Annotated in this window: 19 protein-coding genes and 1 riboswitch; of the genes, 7 read left to right on the top strand and 12 right to left on the bottom strand. The window is 56.7% G+C overall.

Annotation, left to right across the window (positions count from 1 at the left end; translation table 11 throughout):
• Nucleotides 1–73 precede the first annotated feature (73 nt).
• Nucleotides 74–4,297, top strand: a complete 4,224-nt coding sequence (gene rpoC / locus ACDO57_RS23015) for a DNA-directed RNA polymerase subunit beta' (RefSeq protein ID WP_023309968.1) — start codon at nt 74–76, stop codon at nt 4,295–4,297.
• Between the two features lie 57 nt (nt 4,298–4,354).
• On the opposite strand, the gene ACDO57_RS23010 is transcribed toward rpoC, so the two are convergent.
• From ACDO57_RS23010 to ACDO57_RS22965, 10 genes are all read right to left on the bottom strand, one after another.
• A complete protein-coding gene (locus tag ACDO57_RS23010; RefSeq protein WP_008503455.1) occupies nt 4,355–4,672 on the bottom strand; it encodes a PTS lactose/cellobiose transporter subunit IIA in 318 nt (105 codons plus the stop codon).
• Entirely contained in the window at nt 4,672–4,980 is a 309-nt protein-coding gene (locus tag ACDO57_RS23005) for a PTS sugar transporter subunit IIB (protein ID WP_023334100.1), read from the bottom strand. Before ACDO57_RS23005 ends, ACDO57_RS23010 begins: the two co-directional genes overlap by 1 nt.
• A 180-nt stretch (nt 4,981–5,160) precedes the next feature.
• Complete coding sequence (locus tag ACDO57_RS23000) at nt 5,161–6,702, bottom strand: sensor domain-containing diguanylate cyclase (RefSeq protein WP_148769240.1); 1,542 nt, start codon at nt 6,700–6,702, stop codon at nt 5,161–5,163.
• A 336-nt stretch (nt 6,703–7,038) separates the two neighbouring features.
• On the bottom strand, nt 7,039–8,166 hold the full coding sequence (thiH, locus tag ACDO57_RS22995) for a 2-iminoacetate synthase ThiH (RefSeq protein ID WP_048990373.1): 1,128 nt from the start codon (nt 8,164–8,166) through the stop codon (nt 7,039–7,041).
• A complete protein-coding gene (gene thiG / locus ACDO57_RS22990) occupies nt 8,163–8,933 on the bottom strand; it encodes a thiazole synthase (RefSeq protein WP_023334103.1) in 771 nt (256 codons plus the stop codon). Before thiG ends, thiH begins: the two co-directional genes overlap by 4 nt.
• A 1-nt stretch (nt 8,934) precedes the next feature.
• Nucleotides 8,935–9,135 (bottom strand): sulfur carrier protein ThiS, encoded by a 201-nt coding sequence (thiS, locus tag ACDO57_RS22985; RefSeq protein WP_024908257.1) that lies wholly within the window; start codon nt 9,133–9,135, stop codon nt 8,935–8,937.
• Complete coding sequence (locus tag ACDO57_RS22980) at nt 9,119–9,874, bottom strand: HesA/MoeB/ThiF family protein (protein WP_061716173.1); 756 nt, start codon at nt 9,872–9,874, stop codon at nt 9,119–9,121. The genes thiS and ACDO57_RS22980 overlap by 17 nt, the downstream gene beginning before the upstream one ends.
• Nucleotides 9,867–10,502 (bottom strand): thiamine phosphate synthase, encoded by a 636-nt coding sequence (thiE, locus tag ACDO57_RS22975; RefSeq protein ID WP_061716172.1) that lies wholly within the window; start codon nt 10,500–10,502, stop codon nt 9,867–9,869. Before thiE ends, ACDO57_RS22980 begins: the two co-directional genes overlap by 8 nt.
• Nucleotides 10,502–12,397, bottom strand: a complete 1,896-nt coding sequence (gene thiC / locus ACDO57_RS22970; protein ID WP_370884619.1) for a phosphomethylpyrimidine synthase ThiC — start codon at nt 12,395–12,397, stop codon at nt 10,502–10,504. The genes thiE and thiC overlap by 1 nt, the downstream gene beginning before the upstream one ends.
• Before the next feature lie 79 nt (nt 12,398–12,476).
• Nucleotides 12,477–12,588, bottom strand: a riboswitch (TPP riboswitch).
• Between the two features lie 54 nt (nt 12,589–12,642).
• Nucleotides 12,643–13,140 carry an Rsd/AlgQ family anti-sigma factor gene (locus ACDO57_RS22965; protein WP_023334107.1) on the bottom strand — a complete coding sequence of 166 codons (498 nt, stop codon included), beginning with the start codon at nt 13,138–13,140 and terminating at the stop codon, nt 12,643–12,645.
• 95 nt (nt 13,141–13,235) lie between these two features.
• On the opposite strand from ACDO57_RS22965, the gene nudC reads away from it, so the two are divergent.
• From nudC to ACDO57_RS22935, 6 genes are all read left to right on the top strand, one after another.
• Nucleotides 13,236–14,009 (top strand): NAD(+) diphosphatase, encoded by a 774-nt coding sequence (gene nudC, locus ACDO57_RS22960; protein ID WP_061716170.1) that lies wholly within the window; start codon nt 13,236–13,238, stop codon nt 14,007–14,009.
• A 38-nt stretch (nt 14,010–14,047) separates the two neighbouring features.
• Entirely contained in the window at nt 14,048–15,112 is a 1,065-nt protein-coding gene (hemE, locus tag ACDO57_RS22955; protein WP_024908252.1) for a uroporphyrinogen decarboxylase, read from the top strand.
• 9 nt (nt 15,113–15,121) lie between these two features.
• The gene (nfi, locus tag ACDO57_RS22950; RefSeq protein WP_024908251.1) at nt 15,122–15,793 is read left to right on the top strand and encodes a deoxyribonuclease V; all 672 of its coding nucleotides are present in this window, start codon (nt 15,122–15,124) and stop codon (nt 15,791–15,793) included.
• A 41-nt stretch (nt 15,794–15,834) separates the two neighbouring features.
• On the top strand, nt 15,835–16,425 hold the full coding sequence (locus ACDO57_RS22945) for a YjaG family protein (RefSeq protein WP_008503468.1): 591 nt from the start codon (nt 15,835–15,837) through the stop codon (nt 16,423–16,425).
• A gap of 186 nt (nt 16,426–16,611) precedes the next feature.
• Nucleotides 16,612–16,884, top strand: coding sequence for a nucleoid-associated protein HU-alpha (gene hupA, locus ACDO57_RS22940; RefSeq protein ID WP_002445246.1), 273 nt, complete (start codon nt 16,612–16,614; stop codon nt 16,882–16,884).
• Nucleotides 16,885–16,895: 11 nt separating this feature from the next.
• Nucleotides 16,896–17,588, top strand: a complete 693-nt coding sequence (locus ACDO57_RS22935; RefSeq protein WP_370884620.1) for a DUF1481 domain-containing protein — start codon at nt 16,896–16,898, stop codon at nt 17,586–17,588.
• A gap of 46 nt (nt 17,589–17,634) precedes the next feature.
• Here the strand turns inward: ACDO57_RS22935 and purD are convergent, their stop codons facing one another.
• Together purD and purH are read right to left on the bottom strand one after the other, a co-directional pair.
• A complete protein-coding gene (gene purD / locus ACDO57_RS22930) occupies nt 17,635–18,927 on the bottom strand; it encodes a phosphoribosylamine--glycine ligase (RefSeq protein ID WP_024908249.1) in 1,293 nt (430 codons plus the stop codon).
• A 15-nt stretch (nt 18,928–18,942) separates the two neighbouring features.
• Nucleotides 18,943–20,532: a bifunctional phosphoribosylaminoimidazolecarboxamide formyltransferase/IMP cyclohydrolase gene (gene purH, locus ACDO57_RS22925; protein WP_061716167.1), complete on the bottom strand. Its 1,590-nt coding sequence runs from the start codon at nt 20,530–20,532 to the stop codon at nt 18,943–18,945.
• Between the last annotated feature and the right edge of the window lie 516 nt (nt 20,533–21,048).

The following is a 21,048-nucleotide window of genomic DNA, read 5'->3' as shown; positions in this document are numbered from 1 at the left end:
TCGCTCAAACAGGTCACTGGTGCCGGGTTAACCCCCGGCACCGGATTGTGCTAACTCCGACGGGAGCAAATCCGTGAAAGATTTATTAAAGTTTCTGAAAGCGCAGACTAAAACCGAAGAGTTTGATGCGATCAAAATTGCTCTGGCTTCGCCAGACATGATCCGTTCATGGTCTTTCGGTGAAGTTAAAAAGCCGGAAACCATCAACTACCGTACGTTCAAACCTGAGCGTGACGGCCTTTTCTGTGCGCGTATTTTCGGGCCAGTAAAAGATTACGAGTGCCTGTGCGGTAAGTACAAGCGCCTGAAACACCGTGGTGTGATCTGTGAGAAGTGCGGCGTTGAAGTGACCCAGACCAAAGTGCGTCGTGAGCGCATGGGCCACATCGAGCTGGCGTCTCCGACCGCTCACATCTGGTTCCTGAAATCTCTGCCGTCCCGTATCGGTCTGCTGCTGGATATGCCGCTGCGTGATATCGAACGCGTTCTGTACTTCGAATCTTATGTGGTTATCGAAGGCGGGATGACGAACCTGGAACGTCATCAGATCCTGACTGAAGAGCAGTATCTGGACGCGCTGGAAGAGTTCGGTGACGAATTCGACGCGAAGATGGGTGCGGAAGCTATTCAGGCCCTGCTGAAGAGCATGGATCTGGAGCAAGAGTGCGAGCAGCTGCGTGAAGAGCTGAACGAAACCAACTCCGAAACCAAACGTAAAAAGCTGACCAAGCGTATCAAACTGCTGGAAGCGTTCGTTCAGTCTGGTAACAAACCAGAGTGGATGATCCTGACCGTTCTGCCGGTTCTGCCGCCAGATCTGCGTCCACTGGTTCCGCTGGATGGTGGTCGTTTCGCAACGTCCGATCTGAACGATCTGTATCGTCGCGTTATCAACCGTAACAACCGTCTGAAACGTCTGCTGGATCTGGCTGCGCCGGATATCATCGTACGCAACGAAAAACGTATGCTGCAGGAAGCGGTAGATGCCCTGCTGGATAACGGTCGTCGCGGTCGTGCGATCACCGGTTCTAACAAACGTCCTCTGAAATCTTTGGCCGATATGATCAAAGGTAAACAGGGTCGTTTCCGTCAGAACCTGCTCGGTAAGCGTGTTGACTACTCCGGTCGTTCTGTAATCACCGTAGGTCCATACCTGCGTCTGCATCAGTGCGGTCTGCCGAAGAAAATGGCACTGGAGCTGTTCAAACCATTCATCTACGGCAAGCTGGAACTGCGTGGCCTGGCCACCACCATCAAAGCCGCGAAGAAAATGGTTGAGCGTGAAGAAGCTGTCGTTTGGGATATCCTGGACGAAGTTATCCGCGAACACCCGGTACTGCTGAACCGTGCACCAACCCTGCACCGTTTGGGTATCCAGGCATTTGAGCCAGTCCTGATCGAAGGTAAAGCTATCCAGCTGCACCCGCTGGTTTGTGCGGCATATAACGCCGACTTCGATGGTGACCAGATGGCTGTTCACGTACCGCTGACGCTGGAAGCCCAGCTCGAAGCGCGTGCGCTGATGATGTCTACCAACAACATCCTGTCTCCAGCGAACGGTGAGCCAATCATCGTTCCTTCTCAGGACGTTGTATTGGGTCTGTACTACATGACCCGTGACTGTGTTAACGCCAAAGGCGAAGGCATGGTGCTGACTGGCCCGAAAGAAGCTGAGCGTATTTACCGCGCTGGCCTGGCCTCTCTGCATGCGCGCGTTAAAGTGCGTATCACCGAATACGAAAAAGATGAAAACGGCGAATTCGTTGCGAAAACCAGCCTGAAAGACACGACCGTTGGCCGTGCGATTCTGTGGATGATCGTACCGAAAGGTCTGCCTTTCTCCATCGTCAACCAGGCGCTGGGCAAGAAAGCGATCTCCAAAATGCTGAACACCTGTTACCGCATTCTGGGTCTGAAGCCGACCGTTATCTTCGCTGACCAGACAATGTATACCGGCTTTGCTTATGCAGCGCGTTCAGGTGCATCTGTTGGTATCGATGACATGGTCATCCCAGAGAAGAAACACGAGATCATCTCTGAAGCGGAAGCCGAAGTTGCTGAGATCCAGGAGCAGTTCCAGTCTGGTCTGGTTACCGCGGGCGAACGCTATAACAAAGTTATCGATATCTGGGCAGCGGCGAACGATCGTGTATCCAAAGCGATGATGGATAACCTGCAGACCGAAACCGTGATTAACCGTGACGGCGTAGAAGAGCAGCAGGTTTCCTTCAACAGCATCTACATGATGGCCGACTCCGGTGCGCGTGGTTCCGCAGCACAGATTCGTCAGCTGGCAGGTATGCGTGGTCTGATGGCGAAGCCAGATGGCTCCATCATCGAAACGCCAATCACCGCGAACTTCCGTGAAGGTCTGAACGTACTCCAGTACTTCATCTCCACGCACGGTGCTCGTAAAGGTCTGGCGGATACCGCACTGAAAACAGCGAACTCCGGTTATCTGACGCGTCGTCTGGTTGACGTTGCCCAGGATCTGGTTGTCACCGAAGACGATTGTGGCACCCTCGAAGGTATCACCATGACCCCGGTTATCGAGGGTGGTGATGTTAAAGAGCCACTGCGCGATCGCGTTCTGGGTCGTGTGACCGCGGAAGACATTCTGAAGCCGGGTACTGCAGACATTCTGGTTCCACGTAACACGCTGCTGCACGAGCACTGGTGTGACCTGCTGGAAGCGAACTCTGTTGACTCAGTGAAAGTGCGTTCCGTTGTATCCTGTGACACCGACTTTGGTGTATGTGCGCACTGCTACGGTCGTGACCTGGCGCGTGGCCACATCATCAACAAAGGTGAAGCAATCGGCGTTATCGCGGCACAGTCCATCGGTGAGCCGGGTACACAGCTGACGATGCGTACGTTCCACATCGGTGGTGCGGCATCTCGTGCGGCTGCTGAATCCAGCATCCAGGTGAAAAACAAAGGTAGCATCAAGCTCAGCAACGCGAAGTCTGTTGTTAACTCCGCAGGCAAGCTGGTTGTGACCTCTCGTAACACCGAGCTGAAACTGATCGACGAATTCGGTCGTACCAAAGAGAGCTATAAAGTGCCTTACGGTGCGGTTATGGCGAAAGGTGATGGCGAGCAGGTTGCCGGCGGTGAAACCGTTGCAAACTGGGATCCACACACCATGCCGGTTATCACCGAAGTAAGTGGTTTCATCCGCTTTACTGACATGATCGACGGCCAGACCATTACTCGTCAGACCGACGAGCTGACCGGTCTGTCTTCTCTGGTGGTTCTGGATTCTGCTGAACGTACTACCGGTGGTAAAGATCTGCGTCCTGCGCTGAAAATCGTTGATGCTCAGGGTAACGACGTTCTGATCCCTGGTACCGACATGCCTGCGCAGTACTTCCTGCCGGGTAAAGCGATCGTTCAGCTGGAAGATGGCATTCAGATCGGTGCGGGTGATGCTCTGGCGCGTATTCCACAGGAATCCAGCGGTACCAAGGACATCACCGGTGGTCTGCCACGCGTTGCGGACCTGTTCGAAGCACGTCGTCCGAAAGAGCCTGCAATCCTGGCTGAAATCAGCGGTATCATCTCCTTCGGTAAAGAGACCAAAGGGAAACGCCGTCTGGTTATCACTCCAGTAGATGGTAGCGAACCGTACGAAGAGATGATTCCTAAGTGGCGTCAGCTCAACGTGTTCGAAGGTGAACGTGTAGAACGTGGTGACGTGGTTTCCGATGGTCCAGAAGCGCCGCACGACATTCTGCGTCTTCGTGGCGTACACGCGGTAACGCGTTACATCACCAACGAAGTGCAGGACGTTTACCGTCTGCAGGGCGTTAAGATTAACGATAAGCACATCGAAGTTATCGTTCGTCAGATGCTGCGTAAAGCAACCATCGAAAACGCAGGCAGCTCCGAGTTCCTGGAAGGCGAGCAGGTTGAATACTCACGCGTCAAGATCGCTAACCGCGAACTGGAAGCGAACGGCAAAATCGGTGCGACCTTCTCGCGCGATCTGCTGGGTATCACCAAAGCGTCTCTGGCAACCGAGTCCTTCATCTCTGCAGCATCGTTCCAGGAAACGACTCGTGTCCTGACCGAAGCCGCTGTTGCTGGTAAGCGTGATGAACTGCGCGGTCTGAAAGAGAACGTTATCGTGGGTCGTCTGATCCCGGCGGGTACCGGTTATGCGTACCACCAGGATCGTATGCGTCGTCGTGCTGCGGGCGAACTGCCAGCTGCACCGCAGGTAACTGCTGAAGATGCATCCGCGAGCCTGGCAGAACTGCTGAACGCAGGTCTGGGCGGTTCCGACAACGAGTAATCGTTGAGTCGCTAATAAAAAACCCGCCTCGGCGGGTTTTTTTACATCTGCATGTTTTCAATTCACCAGCGGGATCCGTCGATAAAGCTCAATCATATCGCCCGCCAGATCCTGAATGACCATCGCGTTCATCAGGTGATCCTGAGAGTGAACGGTGATCAGGTTAACCGGAAGCTTCCCGGTTCCCTCATCAAGACCGATAAGCTGCGTCTGGATCGTGTGCGCATGCTTCACATATTCACGCGACTCTTCCATCGCTTTTTCTGCTTCGTCAAACTCACCTTTACGCGCCATCTGTAACGCCGTCAGGGCCGCACTGCGCGCCGCGCCTGCGTTGACCAGCAGTTCCATAATCGTGGTTTCTAAGTCTTCCATTATGACTCCAGAAGTTTGAGCGCTTTTTCCAGTACGGCATCACCTTTCATCATGCCGTAATCCATCATGTCGATCACCGCGACCTTTTTACCTAGCGGCTCGGCCTGTGCCTGGAGTTTGGCCTGCTCGTATTTAACCTGTGGCCCCAGCAATACGATGTCGGCCGTCGCGATGTTGTCTTTAAACTCCGCAACCGGAACGGCTTTAATCGTGACTTCAACCCCTTTTTTCTGCGCGGCGTCTTTCATACGTTGAACCAGCATGCTGGTTGACATTCCCGCTGCACAGCATAAAACGATGTTCTTCATAATCAGCCTCGATCTACATGTGTTTATTGATAATTATCCCGTGCAGACCGCTTCAACAACCGGTTTACCGCGATTGTGTGTCAGGCATCACAAAGAAACCGGCGATTTTCTGAAACCGGTTACAATTTTGCATTGTCGGGTACCCGGCCTGTGGAAACGGGCAGGGTGAAAGAGGGGGGATTAGCTGATGGACGTTCGGTTGATGCGGTTTTTGCCCTGCTGTTTGGCGCTGTATAGGGCGTTATCAACGCTTCCGATAAAGTGCTCCAGCGGTTCAAAATGCCACTCCCCAAGACCGCCGCTGAACGTAACCCGCAGGTTTTCTTCCCGCCAGACACGTTTTTCAACAGCGGTACGCCATGCTTCCAGTAATGAGAGCGCAGAAGTCATCTGCTCAGCCTGGAAAATTACCGCAAACTCTTCTCCACCATAACGGTAAAGCGAGACGTGATGTGGCTGCATGATCTGGAGCCCTTCGCGGGCCACGTTACGCAGAACGATATCACCGGTCAGGTGGCCCAGCGTGTCGTTAATCGACTTGAAGTTATCGATATCCACCAGCGCCATCGTGAAAGGCTGCTGGGTATTTAGCAGCTCTGCTATATCGCTATCAAACGCGCGGCGGTTTTTACAGCCCGTCAGCGCATCGTGGGTGGCCTGGCGCACATAGGCCATTTCACGCTCTTTATTGGACTGAATCGTGTGGCTCAGCATCGCTTCCAGGCGCGGCGCCTCGCTGACGTCGCCGGTTTTGATGGCATTGATAATATGCATCAGCACGCTACGCGAGGCGTGGCGGAGGTATAAGCCGAAGAGGATGATGATGATGGCCGCCAGCGCAAACCCCCAGCCAACAATCGTCGTTTCGTGGCGGGTAATATCGGTGAGCGTTGCATCCGATACCCGGTAAATGACAAACCAGTCCGGGTTGGTAAACGAGTAGTAGTAATACCAGGCGTTGCTTTTCTTGTCGTAAAGGTGGCCTTCACCGCTGGTCATTTTGTCCATCAGCGCTTCGCTCACGTACTGCTTGAAGAGCGCGCCGGTATCCGGATGCAGCACCACAGCACCGTCACGCTCGACGACGAAAAATTCCCCCTGAACGGGCGCCACCATCTGACGCAGGGTGTAGCCCATTGATGTCAAATCGAGATGAAACGCGAGCGTTCCCTTCAGTCTGCCTTCTGGTGAAATCACTGGCTTATAAAGAGTGACCGTGGGATGCCCCGTAAAGTAATCCATATAAGGACGGGTATAGTGGCTGAAGATGCTGGCTTCCGCCTGAGCGACAAACCACGGTCGCGTCCGGGGATCGAAGGTTTTACTCTTCTCCGTGGGGAGCACTTCCGGTGCGCGGAGGTAATGCCCCTGCGTGTCCGCCAGCGAGATGGAGGAGACGGTCGGCATCAGGTTCTGCAAATGCATCATCATCTGCAGCCCTTGCGTCGGATTGACGTTCAGCGTCTCGTTTAGCCTGTCGTCACGTGCAAAGTACATCGCGGAACGGCCCAGGATATAGTCGTTTTCACGCAGGATAGATTCGGTGTAGTTCACCGCCAGGTTGTGCGTGAAATTGCTATTGATCTTATGATAATCCTCAAGAAAATCCTTTCGTTGCGATAGCGTCACCGCGATCGCGATCACCGCAAAACTGCAGAGGATCCCCGCGAAGCTGAGCATGATTGGCCGGGTAAAAGAGAGCTTTTTGCTGTGAAGTGCCATGAGCTGTACATCGTTCCTGATGGTGAATACTGTTCGTCTGCCGATATCCTCTCAGCATAGTCGCTGTCCTGCGGTTAGCGGTGAATTATACGGCACACGATTTCTGACGGGATGATTTATCTTAAGAACCATTAAGAAAATACTTATTCACCAGGCTGGAGCCGTTTGTGCAATGAACCAGAGGCAGGGCGAAACGAGGAAGAAGCTTTTCGCCCTGGTCAGCATCCGTTGCTGACCGTTTGACAATAAAAAACCGGACGATCGCTGACAATCCTCCGGTTTTGCCTTTTCGTCGCGCCTCGACAATTTTTTATGATGTTGCAGTGCGTTTCAACGTCACTGCGAGGCTCTTCCCAGCCAGCTGTCCCAGTCTTTCCAGACAGGCTGAAGACCCTGCGCCGTCAGAGCGGCGGCGACCGCTTCCGGACGTCGTCCGTCATGCGGCGCAAACTGCTCGAGCTCCGGATGATCATCGGCGTAGCCGCCAGGCTGTGTTTTGGAAAACGCGCTGACGTTGTTAATCGCAAGCGGGATAACGCGATCGCGAAACGCCGGGGACTCACGCGTTGAGAGCGATAATTCCACTTCCGGAGCGAGCAGGCGAAACGCGCAGATGGTTTGCACCAGCTGGCGTTCATCCATCAGCGAAGCCGGTTCAATCCCGCCCGCGCAGGGCCTCAGACGCGGGAAGGAGATGGAATAACGGCTCTGCCAGTAGCGCTGCTGAAGCCACAGCAAATGTTCCGCCACCATGTAACAATCCACCCGCCAGCTGTCGGAGAGCCCGATCAGCGCACCCAGACCGATTTTGTCGATGCCGGCGCGACCCAGCCTGTCCGGCGTTTCCAGCCGGAAAAAGAAATCCTGTTTCTTACCCTTCAGGTGGTGCCGGGCGTACGTCGCCTCGTGGTAGGTTTCCTGGTAGACCATGACCCCGTCCAGCCCGAGGGTTTTGAGCTCCGCGTACTCCTCCTGCGCCAGGGGCTGTACTTCCATATGCAACGACGCAAACTGACGACGGATGGCGGGAAGGTGCTGACGGAAATAGTCCATTCCCACTTTTCCCTGATGTTCGCCCGTGACCAGCAGAAGATGTTCAAAGCCCATTTCACGAATAGCCGCACACTCACGGGCAATCTCACCTTCATCGAGCGTTTTACGTTTGATGCGGTTGCTCATGGAGAAGCCGCAATAGGTGCAGTCATTGGCGCACAGGTTTGAGAGATAGAGCGGCACGTAGAAACTCACCGTGTTGCCAAAACGCTGGCGGGTGAGCCGCTGTGCTCGCTGGGCCATCGGTTCGAGGTACGCACTGGCCGCCGGGGAGAGCAGGGCCATCAGATCCTCGCGGGTCAGATGGCGGGCATTCAGCGCACGCTCCACGTCAGCCGCCGTTTTGCTGTTGATGCGCAGGGCAATGTCGTCCCAGTTAAGCTGCCGCCAGCGCTCGGTAAACGTGCTCATGAGATCGCCTCCAGAAAACCGGTCAGCGGGCTGGTGGCCTGCGCCTGGAAACTGCGCGAGCCGGGGCCGGACTCCCTTGCCAGCAACCCAGCCTCTACGGCCATGCGGAACGCACGCGCCATCATGACCGGATCGTCGGCAACCGCGATGGCCGTATTCACCAGCACCGCGTCGGCGCCCATCTCCAGCGCCTGTGCGGCATGGCTGGGCACGCCAATGCCCGCATCAACCACCACCGGCACGGTAGCCTGCTCAATAATGATTTCCAGCATCGCACGGGTCTCCAGCCCCTGGTTGGAGCCAATGGGGGCGCCCAGCGGCATGACGGCGGCGCAGCCGACCTCTTCCAGCCGTTTGCACAGAACAGGGTCGGCGCCGCAGTAAGGGAGGACGGTAAACCCTTGCTGCACCAGCTTTTCTGCCGCTTTCAGCGTTTCGATAGGGTCGGGCAGCAGCCAGCGGGCGTCAGGATGAATTTCCAGCTTCAGCCAGCGGGTGCCGAGCGCCTCGCGGGCCAGCTGCGCGGCGAAAATCGCCTCTTCGGCCGTTTTGGCACCGGAGGTGTTGGGCAGCAGCGTGACGCCTGCCTCCAGTAAAGGAGCCAGAATGGCATCGCTGTGATGACGCAGATCCACGCGCTTGAGCGCCAGCGTCACCAGCTGGCTGCCGCTTTCGCGAATGGCATCCACCATCAGCTGCGGCGAGGCGAATTTTCCGGTTCCGGTAAACAGATGTGAATCAAAGACTTTATCGGCAATACGTAACATCTCAGCCCCCTGCGATAACCTGAAACAGCAGGATCTGGTCGCCGTCATTGACCTGCTGATGTTCCCACTGCTCGCGCGGCAGGATCTGTTGATTGAGCGCCAGCGCCGTTCCCGGCTTGAGCTGACGCAGCTTGTCGAGCAGTACCGCAACGGTGAGCCCGTCTTCGCATCTCATCGGCTCATCGTTAAACAGAATGCGCATCGCGGCCTCCACATACCGGGCAGCGGCTGGCGCGGCGTAACGCCAGCTGGCGCCAGCCGGCTGAGCGGGCATCAAACAGCCGCAGCGTATTGCGTTCCGTCTCCATGCCGCTGAGCAGCTTGATGGCTTCCAGCGCCTGCATGGTGCCCATTACGCCGACCACCGGACCAAGAATGCCCGCCGTCCGGCAGTTGCGCGCTGGCTCGGCATCATCCGGCCACAGACAGCGATAGCAGCCCTGCGTCCACGGTGGCGTCAGAACCATCATCTGCCCGCCGAACCCCACCGCGCTGGCGGTGATAAGCGGCGTATGATTTGCCACGCACGCGGCGTTAATCGCCTGGCGCGTCGCCATGTTGTCGGTACAGTCCAGCACCACGTCGGCAAGGGCGACTTCACGGTGCAGGCTTTCACCGCTAAGACGCTCCTGTAAGGCAATCAGCTCGATATCCGGGTTTAGCTGGTTCAGCCGCTGCCGGGTGATTTTTGCTTTCGGCTGGTTGATATCCTCGGTGGTAAAGAGGATTTGTCGCTGCAGATTGCTGAGGTGAACCTCGTCGTCGTCGGCCAGCACCAGCGTACCGATGCCCGCACCTGCCAGATAAAGCGCGGCGGGCGCGCCTAATCCGCCCAGACCGACAATCAGCACCCGGCTGGCGAGCAGTTTTTGCTGGCCATCGATGGCGATATCCTCCAGCAGGATCTGACGGCTGTAGCGCATAAAGTCGCGATCATTCATCGCCAGCTCCTGCCAGCTGTAACAGCTGTTCGGTGGCGGACTGCCAGTCTGCAGCCTGGGTGATGGCGCTGACGACGGCGATGCTGCCGACGCCGGTCTCCAGCACCGCCGGGGCGCGTTCAAGGCTGATTCCGCCGATGGCGACGGTGGGGTAATCGGCAAGGCGTTTAACGTGACTCGCCAGCTGCGTCAGACCCTGCGGTGCGGAGGGCATCTGCTTGGTTTGCGTCGGGAAGACGTGGCCCAGCGCGATGTATGAGGGACGGGCCGCCAGGGCCACGTCGATCTCCATGTCATCGTGCGTTGACACGCCAAGACGCAGCCCGGCTTCACGGATAGCGCTCAGATCCGTTGTTTCGAGGTCTTCCTGACCCAGATGCACGCCGTACGCCTGGTGCTTAACGGCCAGTCGCCAGTAATCGTTGATAAACAGGCGGGCGTTATACCGACGCCCCAGCGCGATGGCGGCAACCACATCGGCTTCCACCTCGTCATCGCGCTTATCCTTGATGCGCAGCTGGAGGGTGCGAACGCCTGCCTCCAGCAGTCGCTCTATCCACGCCACGCTGTCCACCACCGGATAGAGCCCTAAACGGTAGGGGACGGGTGGGAAATCGGGCTGGTACATTACGCCTCCTCTTTTTTGAGGTAGATTTCGCCGCCTTTGGCGCGGAAGGTTTCAGACATGTCCGCCATGCCCACTTCAATGGTTTGCGCTGCGGCGTAGTCACGCACTTCCTGGCTGATTTTCATCGAGCAGAATTTTGGCCCGCACATAGAGCAGAAGTGCGCGACTTTGCCTGATTCCTGCGGCACGGTCTCGTCGTGATAGGCGCGGGCGGTGAACGGATCCAGCGCCAGGTTGAACTGGTCTTCCCAGCGGAATTCAAAGCGCGCCTTCGACATGGCGTTATCGCGGATTTGCGCCCCCGGGTGGCCTTTGGCCAGATCCGCCGCGTGGGCGGCAATTTTGTAGGTAATCAGCCCCTGCTTCACGTCCTCTTTGTTTGGCAGGCCGAGGTGCTCTTTCGGCGTCACGTAGCAGAGCATGGCGCAGCCGAACCAGCCGATCATCGCCGCGCCAATGCCTGAGGTGAAGTGGTCATAGCCCGGCGCAATATCGGTGGTCAACGGTCCCAGGGTATAGAACGGGGCCTCATGGCAGTGCTCCAGCTCTTCGGTCATGTTGCGGCGGATCATCTGCATCGGCACGTGTCCCGGGCCTTCAATCATTACCTGCACGTCATACTCCCAGGCGATTTTAGTCAGCTCGCCCAGCGTGTGCAGCTCGGCAAACTGCGCTTCGTCGTTGGCGTCGCGGATGGAGCCCGGACGCAGGCCGTCGCCCAGCGACAGGGAGACGTCATAGGCGGCGCAGATTTCGCAGATCTCGCGGAAGTGTTCGTAGAGGAAGTTTTCCTGGTGATGGGACAGGCACCACTTCGCCATGATGGAACCGCCGCGCGAGACGATGCCGGTCAGACGCTTCGCCGTCATCGGCACGTAGCGCAGCAGCACGCCCGCGTGAATGGTGAAGTAGTCCACGCCCTGCTCGGCCTGCTCCAGCAGCGTGTCGCGGAACGCTTCCCAGGTGAGGTCTTCGGCAATGCCGTTGACCTTCTCCAGCGCCTGATAAATCGGGACGGTGCCAATCGGCACCGGGCTGTTACGCAGGATCCATTCGCGGGTTTCGTGAATATAGCGGCCGGTGGAGAGGTCCATTACCGTGTCCGCGCCCCAGCGCGTGGACCAGACCAGCTTTTCCACCTCTTCTTCGATGGAGGAGGTGACGGCCGAGTTACCGATGTTCGCGTTGACCTTCACCAGGAAGTTGCGGCCGATAATCATCGGCTCGGATTCCGGGTGGTTAATGTTGGCGGGGATAATCGCGCGCCCGGCGGCCACTTCGTCACGCACAAACTCCGGCGTGATGTTCTCCGGCAGGCGAGCGCCAAAGCCTTCACCCGGATGCTGATAGCGCAGCACTTCGCTACGGATGCGCTCGCGACCCATGTTTTCGCGGATGGCGATGAATTCCATTTCCGGCGTGACGATGCCCTGGCGGGCGTAGTGCAGCTGGGTCACGCATTTGCCCGCTTTAGCGCGTTTTGGCGTCAGCAGGCCGGTAAAGCGCAGCTCGTCCAGACCGTCGTCGGCCAAGCGCTCTTTGGTGTACGCAGAGCTGCGCACGCTCAGTTCCTCGCAGTCGTTGCGCGCATCAATCCACGGCTGGCGCAGCTTAGCCAGACCCTGCTGGACGTTGATGGCAACATCAGGGTCGCCGTACGGACCGGAGGTGTCATACACCGGCACGGCTTCGTTGTCTTCGTACTGCGGATTCTCTTTGCTGCCGCCGATAAGCGTCGGGCTGAGCTGGATTTCGCGCATCGGGACGCGGATATCGGCCTGCGAGCCGGAAATGTAGATGCGTTTCGAGTTCGGGAAAGCGGTGCCTTCCAGGGTGTCGATGAAGTGTTGGGCCTGTGCGCGCTGTTCGCGGCGGGTCAGTTTTGCAGTAGACATAGCTCATTCCAAAAGTGAAGGACATGGCTTGTCAGACGACGGATGAAGCAAGAGAGGATCGCCCGGGGGGCGATACAACAGCAGTGTGACTCTTGTTCCCTTCGCAGGTATTAACCTGATCAGGTTCCGCGGATCCCGAATTAACGGTCTCAGCCCGCGCTTTCAGGCGCTGGGCACTCCGACAAGAAAAATCCCCCTCGTGAGAGGGGCGAATGGTTGTAAATTACTCGTTAACGGTGAAGAACTCAAGCAGGGCGCGCGACGTTCTCTTCGTTACTGATGTTCAAATCATTGTCCAGTACAAGGGCGATCAGCTTATCTTCCAGCGTGAATCGCTCTTCCAGCGCTTCACCGAGGTCGGATAGCGCCCGCTGAAACTCAAGATAGTTATCGTGATCGATGGCGTTCTCGAGCGCGGAATCATAGTAATCCATGATCTGCTGGGTGTTGGCTTCCAGCAGCGGATAGAGCTTGCTGGCTGCTAAATACGGTGTTGTCCCTTCCATTTCGCGGATAATGCGTTCATAAATATTGAAATGGCCGTCGGACAGATAGTCGACCAGGCCCTGACAAAAATCATCCAGCGCTTTTTCATTCAGTCGCATAAACGATTCTTTGCCAGGCTTAATGCCGACCAGATTGTAATAAGCCACGAGTAGATGCTTGCGCACATGTAGCCAGCGATCCACCAGTTTGTTACTTCCTCTAACGCGCTCAGTCAGGCTTTCCAGCTGGTTTAACATGGTCGACTCCGCAAAATGTAGGATTGAATCTGCTTATCCAGAATGTAACCACAATGCTAACAACATGTCAGTGAAGCGAAGGTAGTGCAATAGATATGGATCGTATTATTGAAAAATCAGATCTTGGTTGGTGGATCGTCAGTCACGAACAAAAATTATGGCTTCCTGCCGGGGAAATCCCCTATGGCGCAGCTGAGGCGTTCGATCTTGCTGGCCAGCCAGCGCTACAGATCGGCGAGTGGCAGGGTGAGCCCGTGTGGTTGATCCAACAGCCCCGCCGCCAGGATATGGGATCTGTGCGCCAGGTGCTGGATCTGGACGTGGGGCTGTTCCAGCTGGCGGGGCGCGGCGTGCAGCTGGCGGAGTTTTACCGCTCGCATAAATACTGCGGCTATTGCGGCCATACCATGCGTCCGAGCAAAACCGAATGGGCGATGCTCTGCAACCACTGCCGCGAACGCTACTATCCGCAGATTGCGCCGTGCATTATCGTCGCTATCCGCCGGGAGGATTCCATCCTGCTGGCGCAGCATACCCGTCATCGCAACGGCGTTCATACCGTGCTGGCCGGCTTCGTCGAAGTGGGCGAAACGCTGGAGCAGGCGGTGGCGCGCGAGGTGATGGAGGAGAGCGGGATCAAAGTGAAGAACCTGCGCTACGTCACCTCCCAGCCGTGGCCGTTCCCGCAGTCGCTGATGACGGCCTTTATGGCCGAATATGACAGCGGCGAGATCGTTATCGATCAGAAAGAGCTGCTGGATGCGAACTGGTATCGCTACGACGATTTACCGCTGTTACCTCCGCCGGGCACCGTGGCGCGTCGGCTGATAGAAGATACCGTGGCGATGTGTCGGGCCGAGTATGAGTAGTGTTACACTGAGGCCATGACGCTTAAGGAACTGCAAAAATGACCGAACTGAAGAACGATCGTTATCTGCGTGCGCTGCTGCGCCAGCCCGTTGATGTCACCCCGGTGTGGATGATGCGCCAGGCGGGACGCTATCTGCCAGAGTACAAAGCCACGCGCGCGCAGGCGGGCGATTTTATGTCGCTGTGCAAAAACGCCGAGCTGGCCTGTGAAGTGACGCTCCAGCCGCTGCGCCGCTTCCCGCTGGATGCTGCGATCCTCTTCTCGGATATTCTGACCATTCCGGATGCCATGGGCCTTGGCCTGTACTTCGAAACCGGTGAAGGCCCGCGTTTCACCTCTCCGATCAAAAGCAAAGCCGACGTGGACAAGCTGCCGATCCCCGATCCGGAAGGCGAGCTGGGCTACGTGATGAACGCCGTGCGCACCATTCGCCGCGAGCTGAAAGGTGAAGTGCCGCTGATTGGCTTCTCCGGCAGCCCGTGGACGCTGGCGACCTATATGGTTGAAGGGGGCAGCAGCAAAGCCTTCACCCTGATTAAAAAGATGATGTACGCCGAGCCGCTGGCCCTGCATGCGCTGCTCGACAAGCTGGCGAAGAGCGTCACCCTCTATCTGAACGCGCAGATTAAGGCGGGTGCGCAGTCGGTGATGATTTTCGATACCTGGGGCGGCGTGCTGACCGGACGCGATTATCAGCAGTTCTCCCTGTATTACATGCACAAAATCGTCGACGGCCTGCTGCGTGAAAACGAAGGTCGCCGCGTGCCGGTGACGCTGTTCACTAAAGGTGGCGGCCAGTGGCTGGAAGCGATGGCGGCAACCGGCTGCGACGCGCTGGGCCTCGACTGGACCACCGATATTGCCGATGCGCGTCGTCGCGTGGGCGACAAAGTGGCGCTGCAGGGCAATATGGACCCGTCCATGCTCTATGCGCCGCCAGCCCGCATTGAAGAAGAAGTGTCGACTATACTGTCTGGTTTCGGCCAGGGGGAAGGCCACGTCTTTAACCTCGGCCACGGTATTCATCAGGATGTACCGCCAGAGCACGCAGGCGTATTTGTGGAGGCGGTGCATCGGCTTTCTGCCCAGTATCACAAGTAAGGAGTCGTTATGGATCTCGCGTCGCTACGCGCTCAACAAATCGAACTGGCCTCATCGGTGATCCGTGAGGATCGTCTGGATAAGGATCCTCCGCAGTACATTGGCGGAGCAGACGTCGGGTTCGAGCAGGGTGGGGAAGTGACGCGAGCGGCGATGGTGGTACTGAAATACCCTTCGCTTGAGCTGATGGAGTACAAGGTCGCGCGTATCGCGACCACCATGCCGTATATCCCGGGCTTTCTCTCCTTCCGCGAATATCCCGCGCTGCTGGCAGCGTGGGAGCAGCTCTCGCAAAAACCTGACCTGCTGTTTGTCGATGGGCACGGGATCTCACACCCGCGCCGTTTAGGCGTTGCCAGCCACTTTGGGCTGCTGGTGGATGTGCCGACCATTGGCGTTGCCAAGAAACGCCTGTGCGGCGCGTTTGAGCCACTCTCCGACGAGCCGGGCGCGCTGGCACCGCTTATCCATAAAGGAGAGCAGCTGGCGTGGGTCTGGCGCAGCAAAGCTCGCTGTAATCCGCTGTTCATCGCCACCGGCCATCGGGTGAGCATGGACAGCGCTCTGGCGTGGGTACAGCGCTGCATGAACGGCTACCGCTTACCGGAACCGACGCGCTGGGCTGACGCGGTGGCCTCTTCGCGTCCGGCTTTTGTTCGTTGGCAGGAAATTCAGCGGTGATTCAGGTAAACTGCGCCTAATTTTCGATTCGAGAGATCATCATGCTACAAAACCCGATTCACCTGCGCCTTGAAAAGCTGGAAAGCTGGCAGCACGTCACCTTTATGGCTTGCCTGTGCGAGCGCATGTATCCCAACTATGCCGCGTTCTGTAAGCAGACGGGCTTTGGTGATGGCCATATCTACCGCCGCATTCTGGATCTGATCTGGGAAACGCTGACGGTGAAAGACGCGAAGGTGAATTTCGACTCTCAGCTCGAAAAGCTGGAAGAGGCGATTCCGGTGGCGGATGATTTTGACCTGTACGGTGTCTACCCGGCGATTGATGCCTGCGTGGCGTTAAGCGAACTGCTTCACTCCCGTCTGAGCGGTGAAACGCTGGAGCACGCTATTGAAGTCAGTAAGGCATCTATTACGACCGTGGCGATGCTGGAAATGACCCAGGAAGGTCGCGAAATGACCGATGAAGAACTGCGTGCAAACCCGGCCGTTGAGCAAGAATGGGACATTCAGTGGGAAATTTTCCGCCTGCTGGCAGAGTGTGAAGAACGCGATATTGAACTGATAAAAGGGCTGCGTGCGGACTTACGTGAGGCCGGTGAGAGTAATATTGGTATAATTTTTAACCAATGAGATAAGAAAACTTGAGATAACGCCCGTTTTGTCGCTCCTCGACTCTTCCCTTTCGCCCCTTGTCTGGTCTACATTTGGGGGGCGAAAAAAAGTGGCTATCGGTGCGTGTATGCAGGAGAGTGCTTTTTTGGCATTTTCGTCGCACTCGATGCTTAGCAAGCGATAAACACATTGAAAGGATAACTTATGAACAAGACTCAACTGATTGATGTAATTGCGGACAAGGCTGATCTGTCTAAAGTGCAGGCTAAAGCTGCTCTGGAATCTACCCTGGCTGCTATTACTGAGTCTCTGAAAGAAGGCGATGCTGTACAACTGGTTGGTTTCGGTACCTTCAAAGTGAACCACCGCGCTGAGCGTACTGGCCGCAACCCGCAGACCGGTAAAGAAATCAAAATCGCCGCAGCGAACGTGCCGGCATTTGTTTCTGGTAAAGCACTGAAAGACGCAGTTAAGTAAGACGCGTGGCAGTGAACAGTTTTAGCGAAGGGGCGGCAACGCCCCTTTTGTCTTTCTGGCGCGGAACGCTCGCGCTGGCAGGCATGCTGCTGCTGTCCGCCTGCAGCCACGACACCTCCCTGCCGCCGTTTACCGCCAGCGGCTACGCGGACAACCAGGGCGCGGTCAGGATTTGGCGCAAAGATTCCGGCGGCGAAGTGCATCTGCTTTCTGCCTTTAGCCCGTGGCATAACGGCAATACGTCGACGGCGGAATATCGCTGGCAGGGGGATGACCTGTCGCTGATTGAACTGAACGTCTACAGCAAGACCCCCGAACACGTGAAAGTGCGTTTTGACGACCATGGCGAGCTGAGCTTTATGCAGCGCGAAGTCGGCGGTCAAAAACAGCAGCTTTCCAGCGATCAAATCGCCCTCTACCGTTACCGTGCCGAACAAATCCGCCAGACCAGCGATGCGCTTCGTCTGGGACGCGTTGTGCTGCGCCAGGGGCGCTGGCATAACGACGGGACGGTAACCACCTGCGAAGGGCAAACGGTCAAGCTTGAGCTTGAATCCTGGGCGACCGAACACATTCAACGCCGTCAGCGTCATTCCTCAATGGAAGTGAGTGTGGCGTGGCTGGAAGCGCCGGAAGGCTCTCAGCTGCTGCTGGTGGCGAACGAAGACTTCTGTACCTGGCAGCCGACAGAGAAGAGTTTCTGAGGTAAATCCCCTCTCCCTTGAGGGAGAGGGTGAGGGCGAGGAGGAATTACTCCCCCTGCTCGCGCGCAATCGCGCGATAGCCGATATCCTGACGGCTAAAGCTACCGTTCCAGTGAATATCCGCCATCAGCGCATAGGCGCGCTTCTGCGCTTCTGCCACGGTATGACCCAGCGCGGTCGCACACAGCACGCGTCCGCCGTTGGTCAGAACGCGATCGTCTTCAGCCAGCTTCGTACCGGCATGGAACACCTTCGCACCGTCAATCTCTTCCAGCGGCAGACCGTGGATCTCATCCCCGGTGTTGTAATTACCCGGATAACCACCCGCAGCAATCACCACACCCAGAGATGCACGCTCGTCCCACTCTGACGTTTTCTCGTCCAGCTTACCTTCGCAGGCTGCCAGACACAGATCCACCAGATCGGATTTCATGCGCAGCATGATGGGCTGAGTTTCCGGATCGCCAAAGCGGCAGTTGAATTCGATAACCTTAGGGTTACCCTGCTTGTCGATCATCAGGCCCGCGTAGAGGAAACCGGTGTAGGTGTTACCTTCCGCCGCCATCCCTTTCACGGTTGGCCAGATGACGCGATCCATGGTGCGTTGATGAACTTCGTCAGTCACGACCGGAGCAGGGGAGTAGGCGCCCATCCCGCCGGTATTAGGACCCGTGTCGCCATTACCCACACGCTTGTGGTCCTGGCTGGTGGCCATCGGCAGAACGTGCTCGCCGTCGACCATCACGATAAAGCTGGCTTCTTCACCGTCGAGGAACTCTTCAATCACGATACGGTGGCCCGCATCGCCGAAAGCGTTACCTGCCAGCATGTCCTGAACCGCGGCTTCGGCTTCTTCGAGCGTCATCGCGACGATCACGCCTTTACCGGCGGCCAGACCGTCGGCCTTGATAACAATCGGCGCGCCCTTCTCACGTAAGTAGGCCAGAGCAGGCTCCACTTCAGTGAAATTCTGATATTCCGCCGTCGGGATATTATGACGCGCGAGGAAATCTTTGGTGAAGGCTTTGGAGCCTTCCAGCTGCGCGGCCCCTTGTGTTGGCCCGAAGATTGTCAGGCCCGCCGCGCGGAACGCGTCAACGACGCCAATCACCAGCGGCGCTTCCGGGCCGACGATGGTCAGGTCGATTTTCTCGCTCTGGGCAAAACTCAGCAGCGCCGGAATGTCAGTCACGCCGATAGCCACGTTCTGCAGCGCGGGTTCCAGTGCGGTACCGGCGTTGCCCGGTGCCACGAAGACCGTTTTCACCAGCGGAGACTGCGCCGCTTTCCACGCCAGCGCGTGCTCGCGTCCGCCGTTACCAATCACTAATACTTTCATTTTCAGCTCCGGGAATTAATGGCGGAAGTGGCGCATGTCGGTGAAAATCATCGCAATGCCGTGTTCGTCGGCGGCGGCAATCACTTCGTCGTCGCGGATTGAGCCGCCAGGCTGGATCACGCAGGTGATGCCGACAGCAGCTGCCGCATCGATACCGTCACGGAACGGGAAGAACGCGTCAGAAGCCATGGCGGAGCCTTTCACTTCCAGACCTTCATCGCCTGCTTTAATGCCCGCGATTTTCGCGGAGTAGACGCGGCTCATCTGGCCAGCACCTATTCCGATGGTCATATTCTCTTTCGCGTAGACGATGGCGTTGGATTTGACGAACTTCGCCACTTTCCAGCAGAACAGCGCGTCACGTAGTTCCTGTTCGGTCGGCTGACGTTTGGTCACCACGCGCAGGTCGGCTTCTGTCACCATACCCAGATCGCGATCCTGAACCAGCAGGCCGCCGTTGACGCGTTTGAAGTCCAGGCCCGGCACGCGTTCTGCCCACTGGCCGCAAACCAGTACGCGCACGTTCTGTTTTGCCGCGGTAATTTTGAGCGCCTCTTCGGATGCGGATGGCGCGATGATCACTTCAACGAACTGGCGGGAGATGATGGCCTGAGCCGTTTCAGCATCCAGCTCGCGGTTGAAGGCGATAATGCCGCCGAACGCAGAGGTCGGGTCGGTTTTGTAGGCGCGATCGTAGGCATCCAGAATAGAGGTGCTCACGGCAACGCCGCATGGGTTCGCGTGCTTGACGATAACGCAGGCCGGCTCGCTGAACTCTTTTACGCATTCCAGCGCGGCGTCGGTGTCGGCAATGTTGTTATAGGAGAGGGCTTTGCCCTGAACCTGCTGAGCGGTCGCAACAGAGGCTTCTTTTACCTCTTCTTCTATATAGAAGGCTGCTTGCTGGTGGCTGTTCTCACCGTAACGCATATCCTGCTTCTTAATGAAGTTCAGGTTCAGGGTGCGCGGGAAGCGGCCTGAAGGATCTTTGCTTTCACCGTGGTAAGCCGGTACCAGGCTACCGAAGTAGTTGGCGATCATGCTGTCGTACGCGGCGGTGTGTTCGAAGGCTTTGATGGCGAGGTCGAAACGCGTTTCCAGGGTCAGCGACCCTTCGTTGGCATCCATCTCATTAATAATGGTTTCGTAATCGCTGCTCTTTACGACGATGGCCACATCTTTATGGTTCTTGGCCGCGGAGCGCACCATGGTCGGGCCGCCGATATCAATATTCTCTACCGCATCTTCCAGAGAGCAGCCTTCGCGGGCAACGGTCTGGGCAAACGGGTAGAGGTTAACAACCACCATGTCGATTGGTGCGATGTCATGCTGTTCCATAATGGCGTCGTCCTGACCGCGACGGCCAAGAATACCGCCGTGGACTTTTGGATGCAGGGTTTTGACGCGTCCATCCATCATTTCCGGGAAACCGGTGTAATCGGACACTTCGGTTACCGGCAGACCTTTATCTGCTAACAGGCGAGCGGTACCGCCTGTAGAAAGCAGCTCCACACCGCGTGCGGAAAGTGCCTGAGCGAATTCGACGATACCGGCTTTATCAGAAACACTGAGCAGAGCGCGGCGGACTGGACGACGTTGTTGCATGGTAAATCCCCTGGATTTCACGATTACAGAGAGCGTTAGATGAATTTTCCTGTGAAAAACTCATCTAACACACCTGACGAGGCATCCTTGTTAAGCGCGAGCATTTTAACGAAAACGTTTGCGCAACGCTCGCACATTTTCACTTTTTCGTATCATTGTGGATAAGTCTGTGTGTAAAAAGGTATAAGGCGGGGTTTTGCTGTGGAATGCAGCAGTCAGTCATTTTTCTGTCATTTAGCGGTTGCGGCCTGCGGAGAACTCCCTATAATGCGCCTCCATCGACACGGCGGATGTGAATCACTTCACAAACAACCCGGTCGGTTGAAGAGAAAAAATCCTGAAATAACGGGTTGACTCTGAATGAGGAAAACGTAATATACGGGACCTCGCAACGGTGAGCTTAACGCCGCGTTGCACTGCTCTTTAACAATTTATCAGACAATCTGTGTGGGCACTCAAAGTGACATGGATTCTTAATGTCTTCGGACAATAAATGAATACCAAGTCTCTGAGTGA

The organism is Enterobacter cloacae complex sp. 2015409, from assembly GCF_041365315.1.
Lineage (GTDB): Bacteria > Pseudomonadota > Gammaproteobacteria > Enterobacterales > Enterobacteriaceae > Enterobacter > Enterobacter pseudoroggenkampii.
This window is presented reverse-complemented; position numbering and strand designations above follow the sequence as displayed.

Coding starts and splice junctions, on each gene's coding strand:
- thiG (WP_023334103.1), bottom strand. CDS start 8,933: ATGTTACGTATTGCCGATAAAGTCTTTGATTCACATCTGTTTACCGGA.
- purH (WP_061716167.1), bottom strand. CDS start 20,532: ATGCAACAACGTCGTCCAGTCCGCCGCGCTCTGCTCAGTGTTTCTGAT.
- ACDO57_RS22965 (WP_023334107.1), bottom strand. CDS start 13,140: ATGTTAAACCAGCTGGAAAGCCTGACTGAGCGCGTTAGAGGAAGTAAC.
- nfi (WP_024908251.1), top strand. CDS start 15,122: ATGGATCTCGCGTCGCTACGCGCTCAACAAATCGAACTGGCCTCATCG.
- ACDO57_RS23010 (WP_008503455.1), bottom strand. CDS start 4,672: ATGGAAGACTTAGAAACCACGATTATGGAACTGCTGGTCAACGCAGGC.
- ACDO57_RS23000 (WP_148769240.1), bottom strand. CDS start 6,702: ATGGCACTTCACAGCAAAAAGCTCTCTTTTACCCGGCCAATCATGCTC.
- hupA (WP_002445246.1), top strand. CDS start 16,612: ATGAACAAGACTCAACTGATTGATGTAATTGCGGACAAGGCTGATCTG.
- ACDO57_RS22980 (WP_061716173.1), bottom strand. CDS start 9,874: ATGAATGATCGCGACTTTATGCGCTACAGCCGTCAGATCCTGCTGGAG.
- ACDO57_RS22945 (WP_008503468.1), top strand. CDS start 15,835: ATGCTACAAAACCCGATTCACCTGCGCCTTGAAAAGCTGGAAAGCTGG.
- thiH (WP_048990373.1), bottom strand. CDS start 8,166: ATGAGCACGTTTACCGAGCGCTGGCGGCAGCTTAACTGGGACGACATT.
- thiC (WP_370884619.1), bottom strand. CDS start 12,397: ATGTCTACTGCAAAACTGACCCGCCGCGAACAGCGCGCACAGGCCCAA.
- nudC (WP_061716170.1), top strand. CDS start 13,236: ATGGATCGTATTATTGAAAAATCAGATCTTGGTTGGTGGATCGTCAGT.
- hemE (WP_024908252.1), top strand. CDS start 14,048: ATGACCGAACTGAAGAACGATCGTTATCTGCGTGCGCTGCTGCGCCAG.
- thiE (WP_061716172.1), bottom strand. CDS start 10,502: ATGTACCAGCCCGATTTCCCACCCGTCCCCTACCGTTTAGGGCTCTAT.
- purD (WP_024908249.1), bottom strand. CDS start 18,927: ATGAAAGTATTAGTGATTGGTAACGGCGGACGCGAGCACGCGCTGGCG.
- ACDO57_RS23005 (WP_023334100.1), bottom strand. CDS start 4,980: ATGAAGAACATCGTTTTATGCTGTGCAGCGGGAATGTCAACCAGCATG.
- thiS (WP_024908257.1), bottom strand. CDS start 9,135: ATGCGCATTCTGTTTAACGATGAGCCGATGAGATGCGAAGACGGGCTC.